The 12,053-nt window shown below is 63.3% G+C and carries 14 protein-coding genes; all 14 read left to right on the top strand.

Features of this window, described 5'->3' with window-relative positions; all coding sequences use genetic code 11:
- Window positions 1-36 precede the first annotated feature (36 nt).
- A complete protein-coding gene (locus IE158_RS05635; RefSeq protein WP_189642692.1) occupies window positions 37-453 on the top strand; it encodes a hypothetical protein in 417 nt (138 codons plus the stop codon).
- A gap of 4 nt (window positions 454-457) precedes the next feature.
- Window positions 458-1,162, top strand: coding sequence for an aminoacyl-tRNA hydrolase (gene pth, locus IE158_RS05630; protein ID WP_229838924.1), 705 nt, complete (start codon window positions 458-460; stop codon window positions 1,160-1,162).
- A gap of 59 nt (window positions 1,163-1,221) precedes the next feature.
- Entirely contained in the window at window positions 1,222-1,788 is a 567-nt protein-coding gene (locus tag IE158_RS05625) for a DUF4126 domain-containing protein (protein ID WP_189642691.1), read from the top strand.
- 272 nt (window positions 1,789-2,060) lie between these two features.
- Window positions 2,061-2,378: a V-type ATPase subunit subunit G family protein gene (locus IE158_RS05620; protein WP_189642690.1), complete on the top strand. Its 318-nt coding sequence runs from the start codon at window positions 2,061-2,063 to the stop codon at window positions 2,376-2,378.
- An 8-nt stretch (window positions 2,379-2,386) separates the two neighbouring features.
- Window positions 2,387-4,441 (top strand): V-type ATP synthase subunit I, encoded by a 2,055-nt coding sequence (locus IE158_RS05615; RefSeq protein ID WP_189642715.1) that lies wholly within the window; start codon window positions 2,387-2,389, stop codon window positions 4,439-4,441.
- Between the two features lie 28 nt (window positions 4,442-4,469).
- On the top strand, window positions 4,470-4,763 hold the full coding sequence (locus tag IE158_RS05610) for an ATP synthase subunit C-like protein (RefSeq protein WP_189642689.1): 294 nt from the start codon (window positions 4,470-4,472) through the stop codon (window positions 4,761-4,763).
- 1 nt (window position 4,764) lies between these two features.
- Entirely contained in the window at window positions 4,765-5,325 is a 561-nt protein-coding gene (locus IE158_RS05605) for a V-type ATP synthase subunit E (RefSeq protein ID WP_189642688.1), read from the top strand.
- Between the two features lie 8 nt (window positions 5,326-5,333).
- The gene (locus IE158_RS05600) at window positions 5,334-6,317 is read left to right on the top strand and encodes a V-type ATPase subunit (protein WP_189642687.1); all 984 of its coding nucleotides are present in this window, start codon (window positions 5,334-5,336) and stop codon (window positions 6,315-6,317) included.
- Entirely contained in the window at window positions 6,314-6,679 is a 366-nt protein-coding gene (locus tag IE158_RS05595; protein WP_308430674.1) for a V-type ATP synthase subunit F, read from the top strand. Before IE158_RS05600 ends, IE158_RS05595 begins: the two co-directional genes overlap by 4 nt.
- A gap of 91 nt (window positions 6,680-6,770) precedes the next feature.
- Window positions 6,771-8,549 (top strand): V-type ATP synthase subunit A, encoded by a 1,779-nt coding sequence (locus IE158_RS05590; protein WP_189642686.1) that lies wholly within the window; start codon window positions 6,771-6,773, stop codon window positions 8,547-8,549.
- Window positions 8,546-9,949 (top strand): V-type ATP synthase subunit B, encoded by a 1,404-nt coding sequence (locus IE158_RS05585; protein ID WP_189642685.1) that lies wholly within the window; start codon window positions 8,546-8,548, stop codon window positions 9,947-9,949. Before IE158_RS05590 ends, IE158_RS05585 begins: the two co-directional genes overlap by 4 nt.
- A gap of 89 nt (window positions 9,950-10,038) precedes the next feature.
- The gene (locus IE158_RS05580; RefSeq protein ID WP_189642684.1) at window positions 10,039-10,716 is read left to right on the top strand and encodes a V-type ATP synthase subunit D; all 678 of its coding nucleotides are present in this window, start codon (window positions 10,039-10,041) and stop codon (window positions 10,714-10,716) included.
- An 86-nt stretch (window positions 10,717-10,802) separates the two neighbouring features.
- The gene (locus tag IE158_RS05575; RefSeq protein WP_189642683.1) at window positions 10,803-11,282 is read left to right on the top strand and encodes a hypothetical protein; all 480 of its coding nucleotides are present in this window, start codon (window positions 10,803-10,805) and stop codon (window positions 11,280-11,282) included.
- A gap of 54 nt (window positions 11,283-11,336) precedes the next feature.
- The gene (locus IE158_RS05570) at window positions 11,337-12,023 is read left to right on the top strand and encodes a DUF1345 domain-containing protein (protein ID WP_189642682.1); all 687 of its coding nucleotides are present in this window, start codon (window positions 11,337-11,339) and stop codon (window positions 12,021-12,023) included.
- The last annotated feature ends 30 nt before the right edge of the window (window positions 12,024-12,053 follow it).

Genomic DNA, 12,053 nt, shown 5'->3' with positions numbered 1-12,053 from the left:
CAGTCCTGCCTCCGGCTGGCTGCTACCCTGGAATCCATGTCAGATGACGCCACTATCCGCCGCAAACTAAAAGACCTGGCGACAGCGCTGCGCCAATTTCACTCGGCTTTGCTGGACAAGACCCGTGAAGATTACGAGTTCATGCACGGTCCGGTGGGGAGTCCCTACGAAATGTTCAATCTGGTCACCAGCCATCCCAACTTTCAGTGGCTGCGGCCCCTGTCGGGACTGATGGCGACCCTGGACGAAGTACTGGACACCAAAGACCTCACCCTGACTGGCAAGCAGGTGCAGGACGTGACCCAGGCCCTGGAGGTGCTGTTCTCGCAGACGGAGCCAGCTTTTGCCGAGTTCCGCAGGGGCTACGATGCCGCCAAGGACCGCCCAGCCGTGGCCGAAGCCGACGCCCGCTGGCGTGAGGTTCGCGATTCGCTCTCCAGTCTGAGCGCCTGAGCCTATGCGCCTGATCGTGGGCCTAGGCAATCCAGGCGAGCGGTACGCCCAAACCCGGCACAATGTGGGCTGGCTGGTGGTGGATGAACTGGCCCGCCGGGCCGGAGGGCACTGGCGTAAGGATGGCGAGGCCGAGACCTGCGAAGTGCGGCTGGGACAGCAAGCGGGGCAGCCCGGTGAAAAAGTGCTGCTGGTCAAACCGCAGACCTTTATGAACGCCTCGGGACGGGCGGTGGCGCCCCTGCTTGCCTACTACCGCCTGACCCCGGATGACCTGCTGGTGGTACAAGACGACCTGGACAGCCCTTTTGGACTGTTGCGGTTGCGGCGTGGGGGGCGGCACGGTGGGCAAAATGGCCTGCGCGACATCATCCGTCTGCTGGGGACCCAGGACTTTGATCGGCTCAAGTTGGGCATCTCTCGCCCCCCCGCTGGCCGTGACCCAGCCGACTGGGTACTGAGCCGCTGGGCTGAAGCCGAGCGCCCGGTGCTCGCGCAACTGGTGGACCTGGGCGCACGGGCTGCCGAGCTGTGGACCTTGCAGGGGCTGCCGGAAGCCCAGGGCCGCTTCAACAGCACCGACTTGCGGCCAGCGCCGCCCAAACCTACAGAACCGCAGACATCTCCAGCCATTTCCTCACCCATACCAGCGGGGGAGGGCCGTGTCCATCCTCACGCGCTGCTCGACCCAGAAGACCAACTCGCCTGAATTCCCCCTGAGTGGGATACATGGGGAACCAGGCGTGTGTGATGAGCGTACTGGCAGGCATGGAACTGTTTTCCGGCCTGCTCTCGGCCCTGGGCCTGTCCGGCGCAGCTGGGCTCAATGCTTATATTCCTCTATTTCTGGTGGGTATCCTGGCAAATCTGGGATTGGTGCAGCTGGACCAGCCGTTCGACCTGCTGGGCAACACCTGGACCTTACTGGTTATTTTCTTGGTGGGTCTGGCCGATTTCATTGGCGACAAGATTCCTGGAGTGGACCATGTTCTGCACCTCGTGAGCGGCTGGGTGGGGGCAGCGGCAGGGGCGATTTTATTTGCGTCGCAGGCGGGGGTGGCTGACCTATCGCCTGCGCTGGCTGGTGTGCTGGGCCTGCTGGTGGCGGGCGGTATCCAAACAGGCCGCGCGGCGGTGCGCCCCGCCACCACCGCCCTGACAGCTGGGGTGGGCAATCCGGTGGTCAGCACAGTAGAGGATGGCCTGAGCCTGGGCCTGAGTGTACTGGCGCTCTTCGTCCCAGCCTTGGCCGCGCTGGGCTTGTTGGGTCTGCTGTGGTGGTCCTGGCGCCTTTACCGTCGCTGGGAGCAGCGCCGCCACGCTCGTGCGGTCTGAGGAAGTGCAGGGTGTGCGGGCGTTGGTCAGAACTGTTTCTAAACCAGTGACAGGACCGAAGGCGCGTGGCAGGGACGCTTGCCCCTCAAAGGCAAATGTAAACCTTGTGTTAGAATCCTAAGCAGTCTGACGCAATCCAAGAAGCAGGGTCGGGCAACCAAAGCAAGCTTGTGCAGAAGGCACCCCAAGACCCCACCCCGTGGGGCCTTCACTCTGAATGGAGCCCGTGAGGGCGTTTCGGTGTGCTGGATGACGAAGAAAGGAGGAGGGATTTGGACGTCTCAAGTCGAATCTTGAGTGAACTGGCCGAGCGCGAAGCCGCGCTGGACGCACAGATTGAAGCTGCGCGCGCCGATGCACGCCGCGACGTAGAAGCCGCTGAAGCGGAGGCCGCCCGCATCCTCCGTGAAGCTCAGGAGCGCATGAAGGCCATACAGGCCGAGCATGACCAGCGCCTGACCGCCGAAACGGTACGCATCCGTGAGGAGGCCAGGAGCAAAGCAACTGAGGGCACGGAGCGCGCCCGTACGCAGATGAGTGGCCGCATTCAGCAGGCTGCCGAGCATGTCCTCAAGGCGGTGCTGCCGTGATTAGCCCGATGCAGCAGGTTGTGATTGCCATGCGCCGCCGCGAAAGCGAAGCGGTGATCACGGCGCTGCAACATGCTGGTGTGGTTCACCTCAAGCCCATTGAGGACAGCCCACTGCGTTCGGACGCGTCTCACGAGCAGACCTCGGAAGAGCTCAAAGAAGCCGAGCGTCTGCTCGCCCGCGTAGAAAGCACCATTGCTGAGCTGGGTGCGGTGCGTCCCGCCGAGATGGTGGGCGTCACGGTGCCGCCGCGCGGTGACTGGGCCGCCCGCATCGAGGGTGTGGCGTCGCCTGTGGCCGAGCTGGCCCGTGAGCGCACCGAAGTGCAGGGCGACGTGGACGCTGCTGCGGCCTACGCAGAGCCCGCCGCAACTCTGGCCCGGATGGTCGGTTCGCTGGACCGCAGCCGCCGCGTGTCGGTCATTCCCTTTGTCCTGCACGCCGAAACAGACCTGGGCGAGCTTCAGGCTTCGCTGCAAGAGGGGCTGGGGGACCGCTTTGAGCTGGCAGTAGAAAACAGCGGCACGGGCCGCGTCGGTGCGGTGGCCACGCTGGCCGGCGAACGCGACCTGGCCCGCACCGCGCTGGGCCGGGTGCGCCTGGCCGAAATGCGCCTGCCGGGCCGCTTCGAGGGCATGCCCCTGGAGCAGGCTGCCGCCGAGCTGGGCCAGATTCGCTCCGCCGGGCGTGACCACTTGCAGGGTCTGAACGCCAAGCGCGACGCGCTGGCCAAGTCGCATGGCCCTGAACTGTTCGCACTGCGCGACGGTCTCAAGGACCTGGTGGCGGTGCATGATGTCCGCACCCTGTCAGCCCGTGGCCGCTACTCGCTGGTGATGCAGGGCTATGTGCCTGTGGACCGGATTCCCGCTCTGGAAGCGGCGTTGCAGCCCTTCGGTGACGGTGTGGTTCACGAGCTGCACGGTGTGGACGCCCACCATGACCAGGCCATTCCGGTGGAGCTGCAAAACAGCGAATTCGTCAAGCCTTTTGAGATGGTAATGGGCCTGATGTCTCCGCCCAAGTACGGCACCTTCGACCCGACCTGGGTCATGGCCACGCTGATGCCCTTCATGTTCGGCATGATTATCGGGGACATCGGGTACGGCTTGCTGTTCTTGGCCTTCGGTCTGTGGCTGAACGGCAAAGCCAAGCGCGGCGAAAGCTGGACTGTGCCGCTCTTCGGCATGGAGCTGACCCCGCGTGTGCTGTCCAACCTCTGGCAGATTACCAAGTGGATGTCCATCTGGACCATTCTCTGGGGCTTCCTCACGGGCGAGTTCTTTGGCACCTGGGGCGAGCACCTGGGCCTGTTCTATCTGGACGAAGGCATCCTCAACAATCTCTGGGGTTGGACCGGCGCTGAGTACCACGCGCATGCAGGTGCCCACCACCACGGCCTGATTCCTACGCTGTTCCCCCGCCTGGAAACCGGTTACTTCAGCAACATTATGCTGGTGCTGGCGCTGCTCTTCGGCATTCTTCAGGTGCCCTGGGCCTGGTTTATCCGCATCAGAGAAGGCCTCAAGCACGGCGATCAGGTCCATGTCTGGGAAGGCATTGCTCTGTTTGGGGGCGTTATCGCTCTCATCCTGATGGCGTTCGTGACCAAAGCGGCCAGCGACTTTGGACAGATGTTCAACTTCGCCAACCCGCTCGCGCTGCTGATGTGGCTGGGCTTTCTCGCCTTTGTCGTGGGCTATCTCCGCGTCATCAAGCATTACCCGATGCTGCCTGTAGAACTGGTTTCGCAGGGCGGCGCGGTGCTCAGTTACGCCCGTATCTTCGCAGTTGGTCTGGTGTCGGCCATCATGGCCAAGCTGGTGGCTGACCTCGGCTGGAACCTCTATGAGAGCTGGGGCATCATCGGCGGCATTATCGGCTTTATTCTGGCTGCCCTCCTGACTGTGCTGATTCTGGCCATGACCCTGATCGGACACATCCTGCAGCCTATCCGTTTGCAGATGGTTGAATTCCTCAATCCCACGGGCTTCAATGCTGAAACGAGCCCCGTCTATAACCCTCTTCGTCGCCTCAGCTCCGCTCAGGAGTCGGTGAAATAACCCTATTCATCTACAGGAGATCATGATTATGACCAAGTACAACAAGATTGCTATCGTTGCCGTTCTGTTCGCCCTGGCCGGTGCGGCCAACGCTCAGGAAGTCGCCGCTACCGCCGCCAACAACGAAGGCCTGGCCGCCATTGGTAAGGGCCTCGCCCTGGGCCTGGGTGCCATCGGCACTGGTCTGGCACAGGCCCGCATCGGCTCCAGCCTGATCGGCGCTGTGGCTGAAGACCCCAGCAAGGCCGGTAGCCTGCTGCTGTACTTCCTGCTCCCCGAAACCCTGGTCATCTTCGGCTTCCTGGCGCTGTTCCTGATCTGATATGGCCCTGGACCGACTGCTTGAAAATGAAGCTCAGGCCGAGATCGAGCGCGTCCGCGCCGATGCCCGTGCTCGGGCCGAACAAATCGTGGCCGATGCCCGCGCTGAAGCGCAGGAGCTGGTCGAGAGCCGCAGCCGGGTGCTGGACAAGCAGTACCAGGCCGGTCTGACCCGCGCCCGCTCCTCAGCCGACCTGGAGCTGAACGCTGCCCGCCTGAGCGCAGGCGAAGAAGGCATCGCTCAGGTGTACGGTCTGGTCGAGCAGCAGCTGCGTGATATTGGCCGGCTCCCGGAGTACCGCGAAATCCTGGGCCGCTTGCTCAACGAGGCCCGCCAAGCTGTGCCCGCCGCCGAAGTGGCCGAAGTGAACCCCAGTGACGTGGACATCCTGCGTTCGCTGGTGGGTGACCTGGAAGTCCGCGCCAACCCGGGCATTGAAGGTGGCGTGCGGCTGATCAGCCAGGGGGGCAAAAGCGGCATCACCAACACCCTGATGGGCCGCCTGCACACCCTGCGTGGTGGGCTGACCCCTGAGGTCCGCCAGCTGCTGACGGGCGAATAAGGAGGCCTATGCCTGACGATTATGCCTACATCAATACCCGCGTCAGGATGATGCGTAACGCGCTGCTCGATGGCCGCTCCCTGGAAGCCGCTTTGGCCGCCAGCAGCTACCCCGAGTTCCTGCGCGTACTGAGCGAGTCCGGGTTCGCTGCGAACCTGCGTGAAAGCACCGCCGAAGGTGCTGGACTGCCCGAGCTGGACCGGGCGCTGAGCCGTAACCTGTTCGCCACCACTCAAAAAGTGCTGGGCTTTGCTGATGGCAACTCCCGGCGCGAGATTGAGACGCTGCTGATGCGCTGGGACTTGGTCAACCTCAAGACCCTGGCGCGCGGTGTGGTGGCAGGGCGCGGCGTTGAAGCGATTCGCAGCAGCCTGATTCCTGGCGGCACATTCACCCCCAGTCTGCTCGAAAGTGCAGCAGGCAGCAGCGACCTGCCCGGCTTGGCTTCGGCCATCTCGGTGGGTGGCCATCCGCTGGCGGCGGCGTTTCGCCGTGGTGCGGCGGCCTATCAGGCCAGCGGCAACCTGCTGAACCTGGAAGTGGCGCTGGATCAGGGCTACTACGCGCATGTCCGCAAGGTGGCGCAGGATACCTCGCTGCGTACCTACGTGGGCCGCGAAATTGACATCACCAACGCGCTGATGGCCCGTCAGGCTCAGGCTGCCGGTGTTCCCCTGACCCCGGAGTTCTTCGTGCCGGGTGGACGCCTGGACGCGGCTGGGTACGCCCGGCTGGCTGGAGGCGACACCAGTGGTTCGCCGGACATTGCGGCCATCATGGAAGCGCCGACTCCACAAGCGGCTGAAGTGGCTGCCCGCGCGGCCCTGGACCGCAGTGCCCGCTCTATCGGTGTCTCTGACCCGATGGGCGTAGGCATCATTCTGGACTTTCTGCGCCGCAAGGAAATTGAGGCCGCCAAGCTGCGTCTGATTGGGCGCGGCAAGTATTACGGCCTGCCCGAAGAACAGATTCGCCAGGAGGTGGGTGCATGACCGCTGCCGAGCAGACCCCCCAAAGGAGCCGCAACGCCCAGCGCGTGGTCATTCTGGCCGACAGCGAAACGGCGACTGGCTACCGTCTGGCGGGAGCCGAAGTCGTAGAAGCCACGCCGGAGACCGCGCAGGCTACTTTGGAGCGCCTGATTGTAGAGGGCAAGCATGGTCTGGTGGCGGTGGACGGCGGCCTGATCGCTGATCCCATCGGGGCCACGACCCGCATCATGCGTGGCCGTGACCTGCCGATTCTGCTGCCACTGCCGAGCCTGAGCGACGCCTTCAGTGAGGACACCGTGGACGCCAAAGCGTACATGGGCCGACTGGTGCGCGAGACGGTGGGCTTCGACATCAAACTGTAATGCGGACGGCTGAGAGCAGCGGGCCGAAAGCCAAACCTGGCGAGGAAGCCAAGCGCTCTCAGCCGCTTTCGTATCTTTCAAGGAGAATCAAATGACGCAACAGAAAACGGGTGTCGTGCAGAACATTGCCGGTCCTGCGGTAATCGCGGACGGCATGTACGGCGCCAAGATGTACGACATCGTGCGCGTGGGCAAGGAGCGTCTGGTCGGAGAAATCATCCGTCTGGACGGCGACACCGCCTTTGTGCAGGTGTATGAAGACACCTCCGGCCTGATGGTCGGTGAGCCGGTCGAAACCACCGGCCTGCCCCTGAGCGTGGAGCTGGGCCCAGGCATGCTGAACGGCATCTATGACGGCATTCAGCGCCCCCTGGACAAGATCCGCGAGCAGAGCGGCGACTTTATCGCCCGCGGTATCGAAGTCTCCAGCCTGAACCGCGAGCAGAAATGGGCCTTTACCCCCAGCGTGCAGGCCGGCGACGAAGTGACCGGCAGCGCGATTCTGGGCACCGTGCCCGAATTCAGCTTCACTCACAAAATCCTGACCCCACCCGACAAGAGTGGCCGTCTGGAATGGGTGGCTCCCGCTGGCGAGTACACCATTGACGAGACCATTGCCCGCCTGGACGACGGCACCGAACTGCGCCTGGCCCACTACTGGCCGGTGCGTGCGCCCCGCCCTGTCGCCAAGAAACTGGACCCCAGCCTGCCCTTCCTGACCGGCATGCGCATTCTGGACGTGCTGTTCCCCCTGGTGATGGGCGGCGCGGCGGCGATCCCTGGTCCCTTCGGATCGGGCAAGACCGTCACCCAGCAGAGCGTGGCGAAGTACGGCAACGCCGACATCGTGGTGTACGTGGGCTGCGGCGAGCGCGGCAACGAAATGACCGACGTGCTGGTGGAATTCCCTGAGCTGGAAGACCCCAAGACCGGCGGACCGCTGATGCACCGCACCATCCTGATCGCCAACACCTCCAACATGCCGGTGGCGGCCCGTGAAGCCTCGGTGTACACCGGCATCACCCTGGCGGAGTACTTCCGCGACCAGGGCTACTCGGTGTCTCTGATGGCCGACTCTACCTCCCGCTGGGCCGAGGCGCTGCGTGAAATCAGCTCCCGCCTGGAAGAAATGCCTGCTGAAGAAGGTTACCCCCCTTACCTGGGTGCCAAGCTGGCTGCCTTCTATGAGCGCGCCGGTGCCGTGAAGACTATGGCCGGCGAAGACGGTGCGGTGTCGGTGATCGGTGCTGTATCGCCTGCCGGCGGTGACATGTCCGAGCCTGTGACCCAGGCGACGCTGCGGATTACCGGTGCGTTCTGGCGACTGGACGCTGGTCTGGCCCGCCGCCGTCACTTCCCCGCCATCAACTGGAACGGCTCTTACTCGCTGTTCACGCCCATCCTCGAAGACTGGTACCGCAAGAACGTGGGCGAAGACTTCCCCGAACTGCGCCAGCGTATTGGCAACATCCTCCAGCAAGAAGCTTCCCTGCAGGAAGTGGTGCAGCTGGTGGGTCCCGACGCGCTGCAAGATCAGGAGCGTCTGGTGATCGAGTCGGGCAAGATGCTGCGTCAGGATTTCCTCCAGCAAAACGGCTTTGACCCAGTGGACGCCTCGGCTTCTATGGCTAAGAACTACGGCCTGATGCGCATGATGCTGAAGTTCTATGACCAGGCTGAAGCGGCGCTGCGTGACGGTGCCACCATTGACGAAATCATCGCCAGCCCCGTGATCGAGAAGCTGTCCCGCGCCCGCTATGTGCATGAAGACGAGTTCGCCGCCTACACCGATTCGGTGATGAGCGAGCTGGACACCACCTTCAAGGGCGGCGCAGGCACGGTCAGCATGAACAAGGAGGTCACCGCGTGACCCTGCTGAAAAAAGAGTACAACGACGTTTCGTACATCTCCGGTCCGCTGCTGTTCGTGAATGCGGCTTCCGACCTCGCCTACAACTCCATCGTGGACATCAAGGACGGTCAGGGCAACATTCGCGGTGGTCAGGTGATCCAGGTCAGCAACAAGAACGCCGTGATTCAGGTGTTCGAAGAAACCCGTGGTCTGGACCTGGCCACTGCCAGCGTGAGCCTGGTAGAAGACGTGGCCCGCCTCGGCGTGAGCAAGGAAATGATCGGCCGCCGCTTTGATGGTCTGGGCCGTCCCATTGACGGTCTGCCCGAAGTGGTCGCGGAAAAGCGCCTGAACATCAATGGTCAGGCGATGAACCCCGCCAGCCGCGCCAAGCCCGAAGAGTTCATTCAGACTGGCATCAGCACCATTGACGTGAACACCAGCCTGATCCGCGGTCAGAAGCTGCCGATTTTCTCCGGTAGCGGTCTGCCCCACAACGAGCTGGCCGCGCAGATTGCGCGTCAGGCCAAAGTGCCCGGCCACGAAGGCGACTTCGCCGTGGTGTTTGCGGCGATGGGCCTGACCCAGCGCGAAGTGAGCTTCTTTACCCAGGAGTTCGAGCGTACCGGCGCACTGGCCCGCAGCGTGCTGTTCCTTAACCGCGCTGACGACCCCGCCGTGGAGCGTCTGCTGACCCCCCGCATGGCCCTGACCACTGCCGAGTACCTGGCGTTCGAGCACGGTTACCACGTGCTGGTCATCCTGACCGACATCACCAACTACTGCGAAGCGCTGCGTGAAATCGGTGGTGCCCGCGAAGAAATCCCTGGTCGCCGTGGCTTCCCCGGCTACATGTACACCGACCTGGCAAGCCTGTACGAGCGCGCCGGTGTGGTGGAAGGCAAGCCCGGTTCGGTCACCCAGATTCCGATTCTGTCCATGCCCGACGACGACATCACCCACCCCATTCCTGACCTGACCGGCTACATTACCGAAGGCCAGATCGTGGTGGACCGTGGTCTGAACTCCAAGGGCGTGTACCCGCCCATCAACCCGCTGCCTTCGCTGTCCCGTCTGATGGGCAACGGCATCGGCAAGAACAAGACCCGTGGCGACCACAAGAACGTCTCGGACCAGCTGTTCGCTTCCTACGCCAACGGCCTGGACCTGCGCAAGCTGGTGGCCATTACTGGTGAAGACGCGCTGACCGAAACCGACAAGCTGTTCCTGCGCTTTGCCGACGACTTCGAGAACTACTTCATCGGCCAGGGTGACCAGGACCGCAGCATCGACGACAGCCTGACCGTGGCCTGGGGCATCATGTCCAAGCTGCCCCAGAACCAGCTGACCCGTATCGGCAAAGGTGACATCGAGCAGTACTACGGCACCAAGATCGACGAAAGCTGGAAGGGCAACTAAACGTTGACCGGTGGCTGATGGTGGGTGGAACTTTCTTTCTCTGCCTGCTGCCCACCGTCAACGTCACCGACCAAAGGAGGTGACAAGATATGGCCGAACAAATCAGTCCTACCCGCTCCGCCCTGCTGGCCTCTAAAGCCAGTCTGAAGACCGCCAGCAGCGGCGCTGACCTGCTCAAGCGCAAGCGCGACGCCCTCATTGCCGAGTTTTTCGCACTGGTCAAAGATGCCCTGGCTGCCCGTGAGCAGCTGGCAGGTGTGAGCAAGGGAGCCTACACCAGCTTGCTGGGGGCCAAAGCCTGGGACAGCCCCGAAGCTGTCGAAAGCCTCAGCCTGGGCAGCAGCGACGACTACTCCGTAGATATGGTGATCGAGAGCATCTACGGCGTCAAAGTGCCCAAGATGACCGTGCCTGAGCGGACCCAGAGTGCAGGCTTCAGCCCCATTAACGTGGGGGGACGCACCATTCAGGCCGCGACGGACTTTAATGAAGTGCTGGAAGCCATCGTGAAGGTGGCCGGCACCGAGACCAAGCTGCGCCGCATCGGTGAGGAGATCAAGAAGACCTCCCGCCGCGTGAATGCCCTAGAGCAGGTCGTAATTCCCGGCATTCAGGCCGATATCCGCTTTATTCGTGGCGTGCTGGACCAGCGTGAACGCGAGGAAAGCTTCCGCCTGAAGAAGATCAAGGCCAAGCTGGAAGCCGAAGCTGCTGCCGAAGGTGAGCAGCAGGCCGCCCAGGGTGGCAACCACGGTTCCGCTGCCTGACCGCTCCCTTTCCCCAGACAGTCCCTTCCAGCTTGGAGGGGACTGTTCTTTTGTGTTGGCTGGGTATCGCCGCTACACTGGGCCGCGTGACCCTGCTCTTTTGGCTGATTCCTGCCCTGTGCCTGCTGGCGGTGCTGTACGCGCTGCGCCCACAGACCCGGATTTCGGCAGACCAAATCTGGGCGCTGACCGCCGCCATGCCGCTGGTGGTCGCGCTCTCGGTGGCCGGTTATAGCCACGTGAGGGCGTCGGCGGCGCTGGCTGAGCAGCCCCTGGCTGGGCGGCACACCTTCGTGACGGTGCAAAATGGCTTGCAGGTGGTGGGTCTGGACCTCAGCCCTGAAGAGGCGGCCTGCTTCGAGCGCACCCTGCGGACCAGTCGGCGGGCCGAGTGGCTGACCGAGGGCGGCCCGGTGCCCCTGAACAGTCGCTCTGAGATTCGCGGGCAACTGCCGCCGCCGGAGGTGGCACGGGACATGGCGATTCAGGGCCGCCTGGAATGCCGTGAGTGGGTGCGGGTGCTGCCTGATGAGCCCGCCAGCCCGCCCCCCAGCGCTGCCCCCTGAGCAGGAGCGCCAGCCGTGCCCTATCCTCACCGCACTTTCGGCTAAGCTGCCCACATGCACGGGGTGAGCGGAATGAACTGGCGCGGTCAGTATGAGCGAACGGCCCTGTGGACTGCCTTGTTTGCGGCCCTGTTTTTGCTGTGGGGGGACCAGCCGCTCACGCTGCGGACCATGTTGGCCACCAGCGCGGCCAGCCTGGCCTATGTGCTGCTGACCTGGCAGGCTTACCACAGCCTGAGTGGTGCAGAGCTGCGCCGCTGGGCCCATGCTCCTGCTGCGCCACTGCTGGCCCGCTATCCCTGGATGGATTTCTGGCTCTTGGGCGGGCGGACTGGTCTGGCCTTCGTGCTATTCGCCAGTTTCTTCGGGTTGATGGTGGCTGGCTTGTTCTTGCCGCTGGCGGGTGAGCTGAGCCTTCCTTTTTGGCGGGAAAAGCTCTTTATAGCGCTGTGCGTGCTGACCGTGGTCTGCGCCTGGCTGATGGCCCACCTTGCCTATGCCCTGCACTATGCCTACCTGTATTACCGCGGGGACGGGGCCGGACTGGACTTTCCCGGAAATGAACCGCTGGACCTGATGGACTTTGCCTATTTTGCGTTCACTGTCGGCACCACGGCGGCCAGCTCAGATGTGAACATCACCAGCCGGGAAGTGCGGCGCGTGGTGATGGGCCACACGCTCTTTTCCTTTGTGTTCAATACGGCCATCCTGGCGCTCACCTTGCAGTTCGCCGTGTCGTGATTACGCCCCCGGCCCGAATCTAGTGTGGTC

Origin of the sequence: Deinococcus piscis, assembly GCF_014653275.1 — a bacterium.
Lineage (GTDB): Bacteria > Deinococcota > Deinococci > Deinococcales > Deinococcaceae > Deinococcus > Deinococcus piscis.
This window is presented reverse-complemented; position numbering and strand designations above follow the sequence as displayed.